The sequence below is a fragment of the Pseudomonas campi genome (assembly GCF_013200955.2).
Taxonomy (GTDB): domain Bacteria; phylum Pseudomonadota; class Gammaproteobacteria; order Pseudomonadales; family Pseudomonadaceae; genus Aquipseudomonas; species Aquipseudomonas campi.
This window is the reverse complement of sequence record NZ_CP053697.2, coordinates 3,518,905-3,537,212: the sequence shown is the minus strand read 5'-3', so window position 1 is coordinate 3,537,212 and position 18,308 is coordinate 3,518,905. Positions and strand designations below refer to the sequence as shown.

General features: G+C 62.2%; 19 protein-coding genes. 12 read left to right on the top strand and 7 right to left on the bottom strand.

All coding sequences use genetic code 11. The features are described 5' to 3' along the window. Entirely contained in the window at positions 1–1,899 is a 1,899-nt protein-coding gene (gene cysN / locus HNE05_RS16415; RefSeq protein ID WP_173209320.1) for a sulfate adenylyltransferase subunit CysN, read from the top strand. Between the two features lie 256 nt (positions 1,900–2,155). On the opposite strand, the gene HNE05_RS16410 is transcribed toward cysN, so the two are convergent. Continuing rightward, on the bottom strand, positions 2,156–2,590 hold the full coding sequence (locus tag HNE05_RS16410) for a Z-ring associated ZapG family protein (RefSeq protein WP_173209318.1): 435 nt from the start codon (positions 2,588–2,590) through the stop codon (positions 2,156–2,158). Positions 2,591–2,728: 138 nt separating this feature from the next. Between HNE05_RS16410 and HNE05_RS16405 the strand changes: the two genes are divergently transcribed. The 3 genes from HNE05_RS16405 to zapE all read left to right on the top strand — a co-directional run bounded on the left by HNE05_RS16405 (position 2,729) and on the right by zapE (position 6,091). Continuing rightward, positions 2,729–3,352: an alpha/beta hydrolase gene (locus HNE05_RS16405; RefSeq protein ID WP_173211710.1), complete on the top strand. Its 624-nt coding sequence runs from the start codon at positions 2,729–2,731 to the stop codon at positions 3,350–3,352. A 158-nt stretch (positions 3,353–3,510) separates the two neighbouring features. After that, on the top strand, positions 3,511–4,857 hold the full coding sequence (locus HNE05_RS16400) for a tryptophan--tRNA ligase (RefSeq protein ID WP_173209316.1): 1,347 nt from the start codon (positions 3,511–3,513) through the stop codon (positions 4,855–4,857). A gap of 139 nt (positions 4,858–4,996) precedes the next feature. After that, positions 4,997–6,091: a cell division protein ZapE gene (zapE, locus tag HNE05_RS16395; protein WP_173209314.1), complete on the top strand. Its 1,095-nt coding sequence runs from the start codon at positions 4,997–4,999 to the stop codon at positions 6,089–6,091. Between the two features lie 115 nt (positions 6,092–6,206). Here zapE and HNE05_RS16390 read toward each other — a convergent pair whose 3' ends face one another. Continuing rightward, positions 6,207–7,202: a GlxA family transcriptional regulator gene (locus HNE05_RS16390; RefSeq protein WP_420826973.1), complete on the bottom strand. Its 996-nt coding sequence runs from the start codon at positions 7,200–7,202 to the stop codon at positions 6,207–6,209. A 141-nt stretch (positions 7,203–7,343) separates the two neighbouring features. On the opposite strand from HNE05_RS16390, the gene HNE05_RS16385 reads away from it, so the two are divergent. After that, positions 7,344–8,480: an acyl-CoA dehydrogenase family protein gene (locus HNE05_RS16385; RefSeq protein ID WP_173209312.1), complete on the top strand. Its 1,137-nt coding sequence runs from the start codon at positions 7,344–7,346 to the stop codon at positions 8,478–8,480. Positions 8,481–8,585: 105 nt separating this feature from the next. Here the strand turns inward: HNE05_RS16385 and HNE05_RS16380 are convergent, their stop codons facing one another. Next, complete coding sequence (locus HNE05_RS16380; RefSeq protein WP_173209310.1) at positions 8,586–9,623, bottom strand: NADP(H)-dependent aldo-keto reductase; 1,038 nt, start codon at positions 9,621–9,623, stop codon at positions 8,586–8,588. A gap of 276 nt (positions 9,624–9,899) precedes the next feature. Between HNE05_RS16380 and rplM the strand changes: the two genes are divergently transcribed. The 7 genes from rplM to HNE05_RS16345 all read left to right on the top strand — a co-directional run bounded on the left by rplM (position 9,900) and on the right by HNE05_RS16345 (position 14,708). Further along, a complete protein-coding gene (rplM, locus tag HNE05_RS16375; protein WP_173209308.1) occupies positions 9,900–10,328 on the top strand; it encodes a 50S ribosomal protein L13 in 429 nt (142 codons plus the stop codon). Between the two features lie 14 nt (positions 10,329–10,342). Then, complete coding sequence (gene rpsI, locus HNE05_RS16370; RefSeq protein WP_173209306.1) at positions 10,343–10,735, top strand: 30S ribosomal protein S9; 393 nt, start codon at positions 10,343–10,345, stop codon at positions 10,733–10,735. Positions 10,736–10,984: 249 nt separating this feature from the next. Then, positions 10,985–11,578 (top strand): ubiquinol-cytochrome c reductase iron-sulfur subunit, encoded by a 594-nt coding sequence (gene petA, locus HNE05_RS16365; RefSeq protein ID WP_173209304.1) that lies wholly within the window; start codon positions 10,985–10,987, stop codon positions 11,576–11,578. After that, positions 11,578–12,789, top strand: a complete 1,212-nt coding sequence (locus tag HNE05_RS16360; protein ID WP_173211708.1) for a cytochrome b — start codon at positions 11,578–11,580, stop codon at positions 12,787–12,789. The genes petA and HNE05_RS16360 overlap by 1 nt, the downstream gene beginning before the upstream one ends. Next, positions 12,789–13,568, top strand: a complete 780-nt coding sequence (locus tag HNE05_RS16355; RefSeq protein ID WP_173209302.1) for a cytochrome c1 — start codon at positions 12,789–12,791, stop codon at positions 13,566–13,568. Before HNE05_RS16360 ends, HNE05_RS16355 begins: the two co-directional genes overlap by 1 nt. 90 nt (positions 13,569–13,658) lie before the next feature. Further along, positions 13,659–14,276 (top strand): glutathione S-transferase N-terminal domain-containing protein, encoded by a 618-nt coding sequence (locus HNE05_RS16350; protein ID WP_173209300.1) that lies wholly within the window; start codon positions 13,659–13,661, stop codon positions 14,274–14,276. A gap of 18 nt (positions 14,277–14,294) precedes the next feature. Next, complete coding sequence (locus HNE05_RS16345) at positions 14,295–14,708, top strand: ClpXP protease specificity-enhancing factor (protein ID WP_173209298.1); 414 nt, start codon at positions 14,295–14,297, stop codon at positions 14,706–14,708. Positions 14,709–14,790: 82 nt separating this feature from the next. Here the strand turns inward: HNE05_RS16345 and HNE05_RS16340 are convergent, their stop codons facing one another. The 4 genes from HNE05_RS16340 to HNE05_RS16325 all read right to left on the bottom strand — a co-directional run bounded on the left by HNE05_RS16340 (position 14,791) and on the right by HNE05_RS16325 (position 18,230). Further along, positions 14,791–15,324 carry a BON domain-containing protein gene (locus tag HNE05_RS16340; protein WP_173209296.1) on the bottom strand — a complete coding sequence of 178 codons (534 nt, stop codon included), beginning with the start codon at positions 15,322–15,324 and terminating at the stop codon, positions 14,791–14,793. Next, the gene (locus tag HNE05_RS16335; protein WP_173209294.1) at positions 15,321–15,914 is read right to left on the bottom strand and encodes a phosphoheptose isomerase; all 594 of its coding nucleotides are present in this window, start codon (positions 15,912–15,914) and stop codon (positions 15,321–15,323) included. Before HNE05_RS16335 ends, HNE05_RS16340 begins: the two co-directional genes overlap by 4 nt. Positions 15,915–16,069: 155 nt before the next feature. Continuing rightward, positions 16,070–16,420 carry a YraN family protein gene (locus HNE05_RS16330; RefSeq protein ID WP_173211707.1) on the bottom strand — a complete coding sequence of 117 codons (351 nt, stop codon included), beginning with the start codon at positions 16,418–16,420 and terminating at the stop codon, positions 16,070–16,072. Continuing rightward, positions 16,416–18,230, bottom strand: coding sequence for a penicillin-binding protein activator (locus HNE05_RS16325; protein WP_173209292.1), 1,815 nt, complete (start codon positions 18,228–18,230; stop codon positions 16,416–16,418). The genes HNE05_RS16330 and HNE05_RS16325 overlap by 5 nt, the downstream gene beginning before the upstream one ends. Positions 18,231–18,308 lie beyond the last annotated feature (78 nt).

The following is an 18,308-nucleotide window of genomic DNA, read 5'->3' as shown; positions in this document are numbered from 1 at the left end:
ATGTCGCACCAATCCGAACTGATCAGCGAGGACATCCTCGCCTACCTGGCCCAGCACGAGCGTAAAGAGCTGCTGCGCTTTCTGACCTGCGGCAACGTCGATGACGGCAAAAGCACGCTGATCGGCCGCCTGCTGCATGACTCCAAGATGATCTATGAAGACCACTTGGATGCCATCACCAAAGACTCGAAAAAAGTCGGCACCACTGGTGAAGACATCGATCTGGCGCTGCTGGTCGACGGTCTGCAAGCCGAGCGCGAGCAAGGCATCACCATCGATGTGGCGTACCGCTATTTCAGCACCACCAAACGCAAGTTCATCATTGCCGACACCCCTGGCCATGAGCAGTACACCCGCAACATGGCGACCGGCGCGTCCAACTGCGACCTGGCGATCATCCTGATCGACGCGCGTTATGGCGTGCAGACCCAGACCAAGCGCCACAGCTTTATTGCTTCGCTGTTGGGCATCAAGCACATCGTCATCGCCGTCAACAAGATGGACCTCAAAGGCTTCGATCAAGGCGTGTTTGAGCAGATCAAGAGCGATTACCTGACGTTTGTTGAAGGCATTGCTTTCAAGCCAAGCTCGATGCACTTCGTGCCGATGTCGGCGCTGAAAGGCGACAACGTGGTCAACAAGAGCGAGCAGTCGCCCTGGTACACCGGCCAGTCGCTGATGGAAATCCTCGAGACTGTGGAAGTCGCCGGCGATCGCAACTTCGACGACCTGCGCTTCCCGGTGCAGTACGTCAACCGTCCGAACCTGAACTTCCGCGGTTTTGCCGGCACCCTGGCCAGCGGCATCGTGCGCAAGGGCGACGAAATCATCGCCCTGCCGTCGGGCAAGGGCAGCAAGGTCAAATCCATCGTCACCTTTGAAGGCGAGCTGGAACAGGCCGGTCCGGGCCAGGCGATTACCATCACCCTGGAAGACGAAATCGATGTCTCCCGTGGTGACATGCTGGTGCATGCCGACAACCGTCCGCAGGTGGTCGACAGCTTCGACGCCATGCTGGTGTGGATGGCCGAAGAGCCGATGCTGCCGGGCAAGAAATACGACATCAAGCGTGCCACCAGCTACGTGCCGGGCTCGATTGCCGGCATCGCTCACCGCGTCGATGTGAACACCCTGGAAGAAGGCCCGGCGAGCAGCCTGCAGCTCAACGAGATCGGCAAGGTCAAGATCGCCCTCGACGCGCCGATTGCCCTCGATGGCTACGCGCAGAACCGCACCACCGGCGCCTTCATCGTCATCGACCGCCTGACCAACGGCACTGTCGGTGCCGGCATGATCGTCGCGGCGCCGCAAGCTCATCAGGCCGGTGGTCACCACGGCAAGCTGGCGCATGTGTCGACCGAAGAGCGCGCTACCCGCTTCGGCCAGCAACCGGCCACCGTGCTGTTCAGCGGCCTGTCCGGCGCCGGCAAGAGCACCCTGGCTTACGCCGTGGAGCGCAAGCTGTTCGACATGGGCCGTGCCGTGTACGTGCTGGATGGCCAGAACCTGCGCCATGACCTGAACAAGGGCCTGCCGCAGGACCGCGCCGGGCGTACCGAGAACTGGCGACGTGCCGCCCACGTGGCACGTCAGTTCAACGAAGCCGGCCTGCTGACCCTGGCCGCCTTCGTCGCCCCGGATGCCGAAGGCCGCGAACAGGCCAAGGCGCTGATCGGCAATGAGCGTCTGCTCACCGTCTACGTGCAGGCCTCGCCGGACGCGTGCCGCGAGCGTGATCCGCAGGGCCTGTATGCCGCCGGTGGCGACAATATCCCCGGTGAGTCCTTCCCGTACGACATCCCGCTGAATGCCGATCTGGTGATCGACACCCAGAGCCTGTCGGTGGAAGAGAGCGTCAAGCAGGTGCTCGATCTGCTGCGTAGCCGCGGCGCGATCTAAGCCTCTGCACTCAAAAAATCCCCGCCTGGTGTGGGGCTTTTTTGTGCGCGCTCGCTCAGCCCGTGCTTGGTGTGGGACGACCGCGTCCGGTGTCTGTCGCCCGATGCGTGTTCTGTAGGAGCCAGCTTGCTGGCGATCAGCTCTACACGTCGATCAATCGCCAGCAAGCTGGCTCCTACAAGAGCGATCTCGCAGGTTTATAGCTATAAAAAAGCCCCGCACTGGGCGGGGCTTTTTCGCGGCGGTTAAGCGCAGATCAACGCTTGAGGCCGAAGGTCTCGTCCAGCGTGCCCGGCGCATCCGGCGCTTTCGGTGCGTAGTCCTTGGGCATTTCGTTGTTCTTCGGCGGGGTCAGGCGTTCGCGTTTCTCGCCACCTTCGTCGGTTTGCAGGGCGGCGAGCAGGCGCTGGCGGGTCAGTTCGTCGAGGGCCAGGCGGTTGGCGCCTTCGGACAGGTGCTCCTGCACTTCCTGGTAGCTCTGAGTGAGCTTCTTCACCAGGCTGGCGGTGGTGTTGAAGTGGGTCACCACTTCGCTCTGGTAGGAGTCGAAGCGCTGCTGCATGTCATCCAGCTGGCGCTGGGTGCGATTGGGCGCGGCGTTGGGCAGCAGGCGCGCCACCAGAAAGCCGACGGCGATGCCCGCCAGCAGGGCGATGGCGGGGAGCAACCAGGGCGTGATTGTCTGTTCCACGAGTCCTTCCTCTCTATACGGCTTTGCTTTACGGTAGCGGCTCCAAACCGCGCTGTATACCGCTTGCGAGCCGTGTTGTGCGTTGTGCCTATCCAAGACGTGTCGACCCGATCCGGGGTCACGGAGTTCCCGCAGTTGATCCGCGAAACCCCTCTTTCCCTCGACGGCCCCTGCGGCCCACTGGAAGCCCTCTACCTCGAAGTGCCGGATGCCAGGGGGCTGGCGCTGATCTGCCATCCCAACCCGGTGCAGGGTGGCACCATGCTCAACAAGGTGGTCTCCACACTGCAGCGCGCGGTGCGCGACATGGGTTACAGCACCCTGCGCTTCAATTACCGCGGTGTCGGTGCCAGCGCGGGCAGCCATGACATGGGCAGCGGCGAAGTGGATGACGCCGAAGCGGCAGCGCACTGGCTGCACGCGCAGCAGCCGCAGTTGCCGCTGACGCTGTGCGGCTTCTCCTTCGGCGGCTTCGTCGCTGCGGCGACCGCTGGGCGCCTGGAACAGCAGGGCATTGCCGTCGAGCGACTGTTCATTGTCGCCCCGGCGGTGCAGCGCCTGGAGGCGCCGGAGCGTCTGCCGGACGGCGGCGAGCTGGTGGTGATCCAGCCCGAGCAGGACGAAGTAATCGATCCCGAGGTGGTGTACGCCTGGTCCACCGCCCTGCCACGTGCCCACGAGCTGCTGAAAGTGGCAGAATGCGGCCACTTTTTTCACGGCAAGCTGCCTGAACTGAAAGATCTGGTGCAGCCACGTCTTTGAGCCTGTTGATGATTTGCTGCGCGTCGGCCATGCGGCGTTAAAAACAGGCTCGGAATGCTCATTTACCACTAGTAAACTCCGCTTCCTCGCCTGTTTTTGCCTTGCCTGGCTCTAGCTCGCGAAATCCTAAACAGGCTCAAGTACGGCGATATTCGAACATGACCACCCGAATCCTGACTGGCATCACCACCACCGGTACCCCGCACCTGGGCAACTACGCGGGCGCCATTCGCCCGGCCATCGTCGCCAGCCGCGCGGCCGATGCCGACTCGTTCTACTTCCTCGCCGACTACCACGCGCTGATCAAGTGCGACGAGCCGGCGCGTATCCAGCGTTCGCGCCTGGAGATCGCCGCCACCTGGCTGGCCTGCGGCCTGGACGTGAACCGGGCGACCTTCTATCGCCAGTCCGATATTCCCGAGATTCCCGAGCTGTGCTGGCTGCTCACCTGCGTTGCCGGCAAGGGCCTGCTTAACCGCGCCCACGCCTACAAGGCCTCGGTGGACAAGAACGTCGAGCAGGGCGAAGACCCGGATGCCGGCATCACCATGGGCCTGTTCAGCTACCCGGTGCTGATGGCGGCGGACATCCTGATGTTCAACGCGCACAAGGTGCCGGTCGGTCGTGACCAGATCCAGCACGTGGAGATGGCCCGCGACATCGGCCAGCGCTTCAATCACCTGTTTGGCCAAGGCAAGGAGCTGTTCACCCTGCCGGAAGCGGTGATCGAGGAAGAAGTGGCGACCCTGCCCGGCCTCGACGGGCGCAAGATGAGCAAGAGCTACGACAACACCATCCCGCTGTTCGGCTCGGCCAAGCAGCTCAAGGACGCCATCGCCCGCATCGTCACCGACTCCAAGCTGCCGGGCGAATCCAAGGACCCGGACAACTCGCACCTGTTCACCCTGTTCCAGGCCTTCGCCACGCCGGCCCAGCAGGCCGAGTTCCGTAGCGAGCTGCTGTCCGGTCTGGCCTGGGGCGAGGCCAAGCAGCGCCTGTTCCAGCTGCTCGACAACGAGCTGGGCGAGGCCCGCGAGCGTTATCACGCACTGATCGAGCGCCCGGCCGATCTGGAGGACATCCTGCTCGACGGTGCGGCCAAGGCGCGCAAGACCGCCACCCCGTTCCTCGGCGAGCTGCGCGAGGCTGTGGGTCTGCGTTCGTTCCGCAGCCAGGCGCAAAGCGCCGAAGGCGGCAAGAAGAAGGCGGCCAAGAGCGCACGCTTCGTCAGCTTCCGCGACGAAGACGGCAGCTTCCGCTTCCGCCTGCTGGACGCCGCTGGCGAGCAGCTGCTGTTGTCCAAGTCCTTTGCCGATGGCAAGGCGGCGGGCCAGGCGAGCAAGCGTCTGCAGTCCGGCGAGGCGCTGGATGTGCGCGAGCAGGGCGAGGCTTTCGCCCTGTGGCTGGATGGCGAATTGATCGGCGAAAGCCCGGCCTTCGCCGATGCCGGCGCACGTGACGCAGGCATTGCCCGTCTGCGTGAGGCGCTGGCACCACAGGAATAAGTGCGGTGTAGGAGCGAGCTCTGCTCGCGAAAAGTCCTACGCCGATGTCTTTCGCGAGCAGAGCTCGCTCCTACAGATTGCCAAGCACGGGGTGCGTCGCTAAAGTGACCGCCCCGTTTTTGTTACCGAATTTCCCATCATGACTCCTCTTGCGCGCTACCAGGCCGACCTGCAACGGCCGGACTTCTTCCACGACGCCGCCCAGGAAACTGCCGTGCGTCATCTGCAGCGCCTGTACGACGATCTGGTAGCCGACTCGAAGAGCAAGCCGGGTCTGTTCGGTGGCCTGTTCGCCAAGAAGCGTCAGGAGCCGATCAAGGGCCTGTACTTCTGGGGTGGGGTCGGCCGCGGCAAGACCTATCTGGTCGACACCTTCTTCGAGGCGCTACCGTTTCCGCAGAAGATGCGCACGCACTTCCACCGCTTCATGAAGCGCGTGCACGAGGAAATGAAGACCCTCAAGGGCGAGAAAAACCCGCTGACCATCATCGGCAAGCGCTTCGCCGACGAGGCGCGGGTGATCTGCTTCGACGAATTCTTCGTATCCGACATTACCGACGCGATGATCCTCGCCACCCTGCTGGACGAGCTGTTCAAGAACGGCGTGACCCTGGTGGCGACCTCCAACATCGTCCCGGACGGCCTGTACAAGGACGGCCTGCAGCGAGCGCGTTTCCTGCCGGCGATCGCCCTGGTCAAGCAGTACACCGACGTGGTCAACGTCGACAGTGGCGTGGATTACCGCCTGCGCGCCCTGGAGCAGGCCGAGCTGTTCCACTGGCCGCTGGATGCCGAGGCAGAGGTCAGCCTGGACAAGAGCTTCCGCAGCCTGCTGCCGGAGCACTGCGTGGTGGAAGAGAACAAGGCGCTGATGATCGAGAACCGCGCGATCATGGCGCGCAAGGAAGGCGACGACGTGGCCTGGTTCGAGTTCCGCGAGCTGTGCGACGGCCCGCGCAGCCAGAACGACTACATCGAACTGGGCAAGATCTACCACGCGGTGATCCTGGCCAACGTCGAGCAGATGAGTGTGGCCAAGGACGACATGGCGCGCCGCTTCATCAACCTGGTGGACGAGTTCTACGACCGCAACGTCAAGCTGATCATCTCTGCCGAAGTGGAGCTGAAGGACCTGTACAGCGGTGGGCGCCTGAACTTCGAGTTCCAGCGCACCCTGAGCCGCCTGCTGGAGATGCAGTCCCACGAATTCCTGTCGAGGGCGCACAAACCCTAAGTTGGCCTGTGCCGATGTGAAAAAAGGGGTTGCCAGTCGGCAACCCCTTTTTCGTTTCAGAGCCTGTCTTTAGCGCCGGATTGCCGGCGCGCAGCAGATCCTAGGCCGGCTCTCCTCAGGCGCCGTCCTTTTGCAAGAACTGGCGGCGGTACTGGTTGGGCGACAGCTCGGCGTGCTGGCGGAACAGGCGGGCGAAGAAGCTGGCGTCGTCGTAGCCAACTTCGTAGCTGATGGTCTTGATGCTCTTGCGCGTCGAGCTGAGCAGGCTCTTGGCGGTCTCGATGCGCAGGCGTTGCAGGTAGTGCAACGGCTTGTCGCCAGTAGCCGCCTGAAAGCGGCGCATGAAGTTGCGGATGCTCATGCCATGCTCGCGGGCCACGTCTTCGATGCGGAATTTCTCCGCGAAGTGCTCTTCCAGCCACTGCTGCACCTGCAGGATGGCCACGTCCTGGTGCAGCTTCTGCCCGCCGAAACCGATGCGACCCGGGCTGTAGGTGCGCTGGGTTTCGTAGAAGATGTCGCGGGCCACGCCCTGGGCTATGGAGGCGCCGCAGAAGCGTTCGATCAGGTAGACGTACATGTCGCAGGCCGAAGTGAAGCCGCTGGCGCAGTACAGGTTGTCGGCGTCCGACAGGTGCTTGTCCTGGTTGAGCAGCACCTTGGGGAAGCGCTCGGCAAATTCGCGGAAGAAGCGCCAGTAGGTGGTCGCCTCCTTGCCATCGAGCAGCCCGGCCTCGGCCATCCAGAACACCCCGGTGGCTTCGCCGCACAGGGCGGCGCCGGCGGCATGCTGCTCGCGCAGCCAGGCAATGATCTGCGGGTAGCGCTGGCGCAGCGCGTCGAAGTCGCCCCAGAAGGCTGGCAGGATGATCACGTCAGCCGCTTCCAGAGCGCCATCCACCTGGACATTGGTCTGGCTGAAGCTGGTCACGTCCTGGCCGTCCGGACTGATTACGCGGATCTGGAAATTGGTGGTCAGCTCCAGGCCCTGCTGCTTGCTGTAGCGCAGGCCGGCCATGTGGAAGAAGTCGCACGCCTGCATCAGGGTGGCGGCGAACACACCTTCGGTGGCGAGGATGCAGATACGGGTCAGGGCGGTTGTCGCAGGCATGGCAATTATTCTTATTGGTGGTGAAACGGTCATTCAGTGGCTGGATCGTCTTATTTTTTGTCGCATGTGTCCAGTGTCTAGTCCTTCTGGCCTGGCCTAGAGTGTTGCTCACTCAATGACCACTCAGATGCAGGTGCAACAATGATTCCAAGAACCCTGTTCAGTCACGAGCACGAGCAGTTTCGCGAGTCCGTGCGTAAATTCTTCGAGCAGGAGGCGGTGCCGTTTCACGCCCAGTGGGAGAAGGACGGCCATATCGATCGTGCCCTGTGGAACAAGGCCGGTGAGGCCGGCATGCTCTGCTCGCACATCCCGGAAGAATACGGCGGCATGAGCGCCGACTTCCTCTACAGCGCCGTGGTGATCGAGGAGCAGTCGCGCCTGGGGCTGTCCGGCGTCGGCTTCTCCCTGCACTCGGACATCGTTGCACCGTACATCCTGCATTACGGCTCCGAGGAGCAGAAACACAAGTACCTGCCGAAGCTGGTCAGCGGCGAGCTGGTCACCGCCATCGCCATGACTGAGCCGGGTACCGGCTCCGACCTGCAAGGCGTGAAGACCACCGCGGTGCTGGATGGCGACGAGTACGTGATCAACGGCTCGAAGACCTTCATCACCAACGGCTTCCTCGCCGATCTGGTGATCGTGGTTGCCAAGACCGACGCCAAGGCTGGCGCCAAGGGCATCAGCCTGTTCCTGGTCGAGGCCAATACTCCGGGCTTCGCCAAGGGCAAGCGCCTGGAAAAGGTCGGCATGAAGGCCCAGGACACCTCTGAGCTGTTCTTCCAGGACGTGCGCGTACCCAAGGAAAACCTGCTGGGCAAGGAGGGCATGGGCTTCGTCTACCTGATGCAGGAACTGCCGCAGGAGCGCCTGACCGTGGGCTTGCTGGCCATTTCCTCGGCTGAGGCGGCGCTGGAGTGGACCAAGGACTACACCCGCGAGCGCAAGGCTTTTGGCCGTCCGGTGGCGGATTTCCAGAACACCCGCTTCAAGCTGGCCGAGATGGCCACCGAGATCCAGATTGGTCGGGTATTCGTCGATCGCTGCCTGGAGCTGCACCTGCAGAAAAAACTCGATGTGCCGACCGCGGCGATGCTCAAGTACTGGAGTACCGATCTGCAGTGCAAGGTGATCGACGAGTGCGTGCAGTTGCATGGCGGCTACGGCTACATGCTGGAGTACCCGATTGCCCGCGCCTGGGCCGACTCGCGGGTACAGCGCATCTACGCCGGCACCAACGAGATCATGAAGGAAATCATCAGTCGCGCCCTGTAAGGTGCAGCTGAGATGAAAAAGCCCGGCGGATTGCCGGGCTTTTTCGTTTTCGCGTGGCGCTGGTCGGGTGGATGCCGCTTCAGTCGCGATTTGCTGTCGGTTGTCTCAGGGCGCCGGGTTGGGCTGTTCGCGCTGGATGGCCTCGATCCCTGCCAGTACCTCCGGGCTGAGCTTGAGGTCGATGCTGCGCAGGTTGCACTCCAGCTGCTCCAGGCTGGTGGCGCCGATGATGTTGCTGGTGACAAAGGGCTGGGCGGTGACGAAGGCCAGGGCCATCTGCGCCGGGTTGAGCGCGTGCTTGCGCGCCAGGTGCACGTAGCGGGCGCAGGCGGCCAGGGCTTGTGGGTTGGTGTAGCGGGTGAAGCGGCTGAACAGGGTAAGGCGCCCGGTGATTGGGCGCGCGCCATGGTCGTATTTACCGGACAGCATGCCGAACGCCAATGGCGAATAGGCCAGCAGGCCGCACTGCTCGCGCATTGCCACTTCCGCCATGCCGACTTCGAAACTGCGGTTGAGCAGGTTGTAGGGGTTTTGCACCGAGACCATGCGCGGCAGACCGAGGCGGTCGGCCAGCTGCAGGTACTGCATGGTGCCCCAGGGCGTTTCGTTGGACAGGCCGATATGGCGGATCTTGCCGGCCCTGACCTGTTCGCCGAGGACTTCCAGGGTTTCCTGCAGAGGGGTGAAGTCCTGCTGCTGGTGGCGGTAGCCGAGCTGGCCGAAGTAGTTGGTGCTGCGCTCTGGCCAGTGCAGCTGGTACAGGTCGATCCAGTCGGTTTGCAGGCGCTGCAGGCTGGCGTCGAGGGCGGCGACTAGGTGTGCGCGGTTGTGCTTGAGCTGGCCATCGCGAATGTAGTCGATGCCGTTGCCGGGGCCGGCGATCTTGCTGGCGATGATCCAGTCGCCACGATTGCCGCGTGCCTTGAAATAGTTGCCGATGATCCGCTCGGTGGCGCCGTAGGTCTCGGCGCGCGGCGGTACCGGGTACATCTCGGCCGTGTCGATGAAATTGATCCCGGCGGCGCTGGCGCGATCAATCTGCGCGAAGGCGTCGGCCTCATTGTTCTGCTCGCCCCAGGTCATGCTGCCCAGGCACAGTGCGCTGACGTTGAGATCACTGCGGCCCAGTTGACGATGTTCCATGCGCTGCTCCTTGGCGGTGGCGAAAGCACTGAGCATAAAGCAGGTTGCTATTTTTGTAGTAATCGGCATAATTCCGCGGCTTTCTCAGCGGGGATGCCTAGCCTGTTGGGAACGAAGGTGGGGATGCCTAGCCCGCCGAAACCCCCGCCGTAGCGGACGCGCTGACCCGAGCCCCCGATAGCGTCTGTTTCCGGCCGTCTTTGACTTGTCAAAGCAAGTACTATTCAGTAAGATCCGCCGTCTTATTTTTCAGGGCGGCCCCTGAGGCTATAGCGAATGAAGACTTTTACTGCAAAACCGGAAACTGTTAAGCGCGACTGGTACGTCGTCGACGCTGCTGGCAAGACCCTGGGTCGTCTGGCCACTGAAATTGCAAGCCGTCTGCGTGGCAAGCACAAGCCGGAATACACCCCGCACGTTGATACCGGCGACTACATTGTCGTGATCAACGCCGAGCAGGTGCGTGTAACTGGTGCCAAGACCACCGACAAAATGTACTACTCGCACTCCGGTTTCCCGGGTGGCATCAAGGAAATCAACTTCGAGAAGCTGATTGCCAAGGCCCCCGAGCGCGTGATCGAGACCGCGGTCAAGGGCATGCTGCCGAAAAACCCGCTGGGTCGCGACATGTACCGCAAGCTGAAGGTGTATAAGGGTGCTGTTCACCCGCACACCGCTCAGCAGCCCCAAGAACTGAAGATTTAACGGAATAGTTCATTATGTCGGCGACTCAAAATTACGGCACTGGCCGTCGCAAGACTGCAACTGCACGCGTCTTCCTGCGTGCGGGTACTGGCAAGATCTCCATCAACAACCGCACCCTGGATAACTTCTTCGGTCGCGAAACCGCTCGCATGGTCGTGCGTCAGCCGCTGGAGCTGACCGAGACCACTGAGAAGTTCGACATCTACGTCACCGTTCTCGGTGGTGGTGTCAGCGGTCAAGCGGGTGCAATCCGTCACGGCATCACCCGTGCCCTGATGGATTACGACGAAACTCTGCGTCCTGCCCTGCGCAAGGCCGGCTTCGTTACCCGCGATGCTCGTGAAGTTGAGCGTAAGAAAGTGGGTCTGCGTAAAGCGCGTAAGCGTCCGCAGTACTCCAAGCGTTAATCGCTGCTACGTTCAAAAGCGCCCAGTTTCCTTACGGAGCTGGGCGTTTTTTATGGGCGTCTGTTTACCCTGCGACAACGTGCCGCATTGGTGAATGCCGCGTCGGGCAAGGCTTCGGAGCAATTTGTATCCGGTAATTACCTTGTCAGAAAAGGGGCTTTTCTTTACCATTCGGCAAATTTTGTGCGGCTAGATATTTACCTAGTAGAGGCCTGACCACAGGCCACAAAGCTGATGGGAGACGACTGAATGAGCAATGACGGCGTGAATGCAGGCCGGCGTCGCTTCCTGGTAGCGGCCACCTCTGTGGTGGGCGCTGCAGGAGCGGTGGGTGCTGCGACTCCGTTCGTGGGGTCATGGTTCCCCAGTGCCAAGGCCAAGGCCGCTGGTGCACCGGTGAAAGTGAATATCGGCAAGGTCGAAGCCGGCCAGCAGATGGTTGCCGAATGGCGTGGCCAGCCGGTGTTCATCGTGCGCCGTACCGAAGAGATCCTGGCCAACCTGGGCAAGCTCGAAGGTAGCGTGGCTGACCCTGAGTCTGCTGCTTCCGTGCAGCCCGAGTACGTGGACAAGAAGACCCGCTCGATCAAACCGGAGATTCTGGTTCTGGTGGGTCTGTGTACGCACCTGGGTTGCGCACCGTCCTTCCGTCCGGAAGTGGCCCCGGCTGACTTGGGGGCTGATTGGGTAGGTGGTTATTTCTGCCCTTGCCACGGTTCCCGTTACGATCTCGCAGGTCGTGTCTACAAGGCACAGCCCGCCCCCTTGAACCTGCCGGTGCCGCCGTACACGTACGAGTCGGATGACGTCATCATCGTCGGCGTGGACCAGGAGAAGGCATGATGAGTAAATTCATGGAATGGGTCGATGCACGCTTCCCCGCGACCAAGATGTGGGAAGACCATCTGTCCAAGTACTACGCACCGAAGAACTTCAACTTCTTCTATTTCTTCGGCTCTCTGGCGCTGCTGGTGCTGGTCAATCAGATCATCACCGGTATCTGGCTGACCATGAGCTTCACCCCGTCCGCCGAAGAAGCCTTCGCCTCCGTCGAATACATCATGCGTGATGTGGAGTTCGGCTGGCTGATTCGCTACCTGCACTCCACCGGCGCTTCGGCGTTCTTCGTGGTGGTCTACCTGCACATGTTCCGCGGTCTGCTCTACGGCTCCTACCAGAAGCCGCGTGAGCTGGTGTGGATCTTCGGCATGCTGATCTATCTGTGCCTGATGGCTGAAGCCTTCATGGGTTACCTGCTGCCGTGGGGCCAGATGTCCTACTGGGGTGCCCAGGTGATCATCTCGCTGTTCGGCGCCATCCCCGTAATCGGTGCTGACCTGACGCAGTGGATCCGTGGTGACTACCTGATCTCCGGGATTACCCTGAACCGCTTCTTTGCCTTACACGTGATCGCCCTGCCAATCGTCCTGCTCGGTCTGGTGGTGCTGCACATCCTGGCGCTGCACGAAGTGGGTTCGAACAACCCGGACGGCGTCGACATCAAGAAGAAGAAGGACGAGAACGGTATTCCGCTCGACGGTATCGCGTTCCATCCCTACTACACCGTGAAAGATATCGTCGGCGTGGTGGTGTTCCTGTTCGTCTTCTGCGCCATCGTGTTCTTCTTCCCGGAGATGGGTGGCTACTTCCTTGAGAAGCCCAACTTCGAGGAAGCCAACGCCCTGAAGACGCCGGCGCACATTGCCCCGGTGTGGTACTTCACCCCGTACTACGCGATCCTGCGTGCCGTTCCGGACAAGCTGCTCGGCGTTATCGCCATGGGCGCTGCGATTGCCGTGCTGTTCGTCCTGCCGTGGCTGGACCGTAGCCCGGTCAAGTCGATGCGCTACAAGGGCTGGCTGAGCAAGATCTGGCTGCTGGTGTTCTGCGTGTCCTTCGTGATCCTGGGCGTGCTGGGCGTGCTGGCGCCGACTCCGGGTCGTACCCTGCTGTCGCAGATCTGCACCGCGCTGTACTTCGCCTACTTCATCCTGATGCCGTTCTACACCCGGATGGAGAAGACTAAACCGGTTCCGGAAAGGGTGACTGGCTGATGAAAAAGCTATTTGCTGCATTTGTTATTGCTGCGCTGCCGGCCATCGCTTTCGGCGCAGGCGCGGAAGTTGAACTGGACAAGGTCGACATCGACCTGACCGACAAAGCTGCCCTGCAGGATGGCGCGCGTACGTTCGCCAACTACTGCATGGGTTGCCACAGTGCCAAGTTCCAGCGTTACGAGCGCGTTGCCGATGACCTCGGTATCCCGCACGAGCTGATGATGGAAAACCTGGTCTTCACCGGTGCCAAGATTGGCGAGCACATGAAGATCGGCATGCAGCCGAGTGATGCCAAGACCTGGTTCGGTGCTGCGCCGCCTGATCTGACCCTGGTGGCCCGTGTGCGTGGTACAGACTGGCTGTATACCTATCTGCGTACGTTCTACGAAGACCCGACTCGCCCTTATGGGGTGAACAACAAGGTCTTCCCGAACGTCGGCATGCCCAACGTACTGGTCGGCCTGCAGGGTCGCCAGGTCGTCGGTTGCAAGCAGGTTCAGGTGGTCGAAGACGGTAAGAAGCAGTACGACCCGCTGACCGGTTCGCCGATCACCCATGAAGCCTGTGATCAGCTGACCATCGTGCCGAAGTCCGGCAAGCTGAGCGAAGCCGAGTTTGACCAGAAGATCCATAATCTGGTGACTTTCCTGGCTTACTCGGCCAACCCGATCAAGCTCGAAAGCCAGCGTATCGGCACCTACGTGCTGCTCTATCTGGCCTTCTTCTTCGTATTTGCCTATCTGCTCAAGCGCGAATACTGGAAGGACGTGCACTGATCCCTCGCGTTACCGCTGTAGACGCACGCGCCCATAATGGGCGCGTGCGTTTTTCTGTTTCTGTAATCTGGTTTTTTAAGGAGGGGCATCATGGCCGCACCGAATAAGTTGGCCTGCTATTCCGACCCCACCGATCACTACTCCCATCGCGTGCGCCTGGTGCTGGCCGAGAAGGGCGTGAGTGCCGAGATCATCGATGTTGCGCCTGGCCGTTGCCCGCCGAATCTGGCCGAGGTCAATCCCTACGGCAGCGTACCGACCCTGGTTGATCGCGACCTGGCGTTGTACGAGTCGACCGTGGTCATGGAATATCTGGATGAGCGTTATCCGCACCCACCACTGTTGCCGGTCTATCCGGTGGCGCGGGCCAATAGCCGCCTGCTGATCCATCGCATTCAACGCGACTGGTGCAAGCTGGTCGACCTGATCCTCGATTCGCGCAGCAAGGAGCCGGCTCGTGTGCAGGCGCGCAAGGAGCTGCGTGAGAGCCTGACCGGGGTTTCTCCGCTGTTTGCCGATAAGCCGTTTTTTCTGAGTGAAGAACTGAGTCTGGTAGATTGCTGTTTGCTGCCCATTCTGTGGCGCTTGCCGCTGCTGGGTATCGAGCTGCCGAAACCGGCCAAGCCGTTGCTGGACTATATGGAGCGTCAGTTCGCTCGTGAGGGCTTCAAGGCCAGCCTGTCCGGCGCCGAGCGCGACATGCGCTAATACAGGAGGTCGTCCTTGATGAATTCCAGTCGTCCCTACCTGGTGCGAGCACTCTACGAGTGGATCGTCGACAACGATTGCACGCCGCACCTGCTGGTGAATGCCGAGTTTCCCGGTGTGCGGGTTCCGCCTGGCTTTGCCAGTGATGGGCAGATTGTCTTAAACGTGTCGCCCAGCGCCGTGCGCAACATGCACATGGACAACGAGGCGGTCAGCTTCGAAGGGCGTTTCGGTGGTGTGGCGCATTCACTGTTCGTTCCGGCGGGTGCCATGCTGGCCATCTACGCGCGGGAGAACGGTCAGGGTATGGTCTTCGAGCTCGAGCCGCCGGTCGACGAAGACGAAGCTGGAGAGGGGCCGGATGACGATGGTCCGTCGGGTGATGAGCCGCCGCGTCCGAGTGGTCGGCCCAGTCTGAAAGTGGTCAAGTAACCCCTGCAGCTGTCACCAGCTGTTGTGAGTACCAACAAAAAGGGCGCCATTGGCGCCCTTTCTGTATCTGTGGATCACACCGTCAGTTGGTGTACTGGAACAGCTTGATGACTTTCTGCACTCCGGCTACCCCGGCCACTACATTGGTCGCGCTGGCGCCTTCGGCGCGGGTCACCAGGCCCATCAGGTAGACGATGCCGTTTTCGGTGATCACCTTGATCTTGGTGCTGGGCACTGTGCTATCGGCCAGCATCAGGGTCTTGATCTTCGAGGTCATCAACGCGTCGTTGCTACGAACCAGGGCCGAGGTTGGCTTGAGGATCTGCAGTTCATTGTAAACCTTGGTCACGCCCTGAACATTGCGCGCCGCCTGGGCGGCCTTCTCCTTGAGCTCCGTGCTTGGGGTCTGCCCGGCCAGCAGGATCACGCCGTTGTAGCTGGTCACCACGACGTGCGAGGTCGGGCTGCTCAGGTTCGGGTGGGCGCGCGATACGGCAGAGCTGACATTGGGGCCGAGGAACTGGTCGTCGATCTTGTTGCCGATGCTGCGGTTGCTGCAGGCGCCCAGCAGCAGGCTGAGGGCGAGGGTGGCAAGGATCAGCGGATTGCGGGTCATTCTTCACTCCCGAACAGTTGGCGGTCGATCAGGTCGCACAGGCAGTGGATGGCCAGCAGGTGCACTTCCTGAATGCGTGCAGTGACCTTGGAAGGCACGCGAATCTCTACATCTTCCGGCAGCAGCAGCGAGGCCATGCCCCCGCCATCGCGGCCGGTCAGTGCTACGACCACCATTTCGCGATCATGTGCGGCCTGGATGGCCTGGATCACGTTGGCCGAGTTACCGCTGGTGGAAATCGCCAGCAGCACGTCACCGGGTTGACCGAGGGCGCGAATTTGCTTGGAGAAGATTTCGTTGTAGCTGTAGTCGTTGGCGATCGAGGTGATGGTCGAGCTGTCGGTGGTCAGGGCGATGGCCGGCAGGCTCGGGCGCTCGCGCTCGAAGCGGTTGAGCAGCTCGGAGGAGAAGTGCTGGGCGTCGCCTGCAGAGCCACCGTTGCCGCAGCTGAGAATTTTGCCCTCGTTGAGCAGCGCGTTGACCATCACCTGGCTGCCGTGTTCGATGAACGGCACCAGCACTTCCATGGCCTGTTGCTTGGTATCGATGCTGGCCTGGAACATCTGACGAATTCGGGATTGCATGTCCATCGGATAAGACCTTCAGTGTGCGGGCTGATTCAGCCTCTACGGTGAGGGAGTGCCACGAGTCGGGCGAATTATAATGACTCGCATCTGGCCTGATGTCCGGCTTTTTACCTGACTTGCCGTGTGCGGGTCGACTAGAAAGAGTTGATCGGGCTTATTCACGTCTCAAAAGCGTTCTTCAGCCAGTCCAGTTGGGTGGGGCTCAGGGCTACCACGTCGAAGCGGCAAGGGTGCTTGGACCAGCGGCTTTCCTTTTGCAGGAACTGCTGCGCGGCGAGGATCAGGCGTTGCTGCTTGCGTCCGTCGATGCTCTCCAGGGCGCCGCCCCACGCCACATGCCGGCGGTAGCGCACTTCGACGAATACTACTGTATCGCCGTCGAGCATGACCAGATCGAGCTCGCCGCCGCGACACAGCCAGTTCTGCGCCAGCAGGCGCAGACCCTGTTGCTGCAGGTGCTCGCGCGCCTGGACTTCGGCGGCGCGCCCGGTTTCCCCGGTCGGCTTAATTGCTGCTGTCCGGCAGGCGCTGGACCTGGCCGTTGCGGAACTCGGCCCACGGCAGCTGGCGTTCGATGCGCTGGGCGGTGCTCAGGCTGAGGTTGCCGGACAGGCCCTCGACCTGGCTGTCGGGCATGGCCTGCAGCTGGCTCAGGCGCGGCGCCAGGCGGTAGGCGTCGACGCCCATGGCGTACAGGCGACCGAGACTGCCGGCGGCTTGTGGCCATTGACCATCGACCTGCTGGCGCAGCGGGTCATTGGCATCCAGCAGCCAGGGGGTTTCGCAGAAGCGGATGCCTTCCAGGTCCTGGTACTGGGCCGGGTTGCTGCCGCCGGTGTAGAGGTGCGAGGTGGCGTATACCGGCACATCGCCGGCGTACTGGAAGGCCAGGGTCGGCTTGATCTGCTGGGCCTGCTGCGGGGTGGCGGCAAGGAAGATGAAGTCGACGTCCTGGCGGCGTGCCGGCACGGCGGCGACGGCGCCACCCAGGGTGTTCTGCAGGCGCTTGGCGCGGGCTTCGCTTTCGCGCAGCTGGAACAGGTCGGCGATCTGCTGGGCCAGCTCTACCGGCTGGTCGACGTGTTCGGCGGCGATCAGGGTGCCGCCGGCGGCTTGCCAGCTCTGCTGGAAGGCACTGAGAACGCGGTTGCCCCACTCGCCACTGGGCACCAGGGCTACGGCGCGGCGCATGCCGTCCGCCCAGGCGCGGCGGGCCACTTCGCGGGCTTCGTCTTCGGCGGCCAGGCCGAACTGGAACAGTTGCGCCGGTGCTTCGCTGCCGGCATCGCTGTAGTTCAGGGCCAGGGTAGTGATAGGCAGCTGCGGACGTTCGCTGAGTTGCTTGACCAGCGGCTTCTCCAGTGGACCGATCACCAGTTGCGCGCCGTCTGCCTGGGCCTGGCGGTAGAAGTCATCCAGCGAGGCCAGTCGCGAGCTGTCATAGAGCATGACTTCGGGTGGGTTCTGTCCGGCCTGCTGGGCTTGGTAGTGGGCAGCCATGAAGCCGTCACGCAGGGCGCGGGCGACCGCAGCCAGCTGTCCTTCCTGGGGCAGCAGCAGGGCCACTTTCTGCAGTGGCTGGCCGGCCAGGCTTTTCAGCTTGTCCAGGCCCGCAGGCAGTTGTTGTGCGGCGGGGTGTTGCGGGTGCTGTTGACGCCAGGCGTCGATGGCTGCCAGTTGCTGATCCGGGGTGCCGGCGCTCTTGGTGGCCAGGGCCAGACTCAGCCAGCCATCCAGGTCGCTGTCGCCGGAAGATTGCAGCTGGCTTTGCGGTAGGCTGGCGACCAGAGTCCAGATCGCTTCGTGGTTGGCGCTGGCGCTCGCCCCGTTGAGCAGTGGGGCGATGAACACCCGCTCACGGGCGGCGGCCAGGGTCTGGCCGTCGGCCTGCAGGGCGCTGGCACGGACCAGTTGAGTGCGTACCTGCTGCTCGACCGGCAGTTCGCCCAGACGCTCCAGGCTCGGGTGGGCGAGCGCCTTGAGTGCGCTTTTCGGCTTGTTACGGGTCATCGCCAGTTCGGCGGCGAGGGTGCTGGCGAAGATCTGCTGGGCCGGCTTCAGGCTGTCCAGGGAGATCTCGTCGAGGATGCGTGTGGCGCGGCCCAGGTCTTTCTGCTGATAGGCCTGGTCGGCGGCGGACAGGCGCAGCAGGGCGCCTTCCTCCGGAGTACTGGCAGCGCCGGCTTGCTGCAGCAATTGCTCGATGCTGGCTTGCGGGGTGCGCGGCAGCTCGCCCAGGTTGGACGACGGCGTGCTGGCACAGGCGGCCAGCAGGCCGGCGAGGCAGAGGGCGGAAAGCGGGCGCAGGCGAGCGATCATCGAAACGTTCCTGGTACTTGATCAAATGAGTGCGCGATTGTACCCAAGGCCCGCAGCCGGTGCGATGTCGAAGCGGCG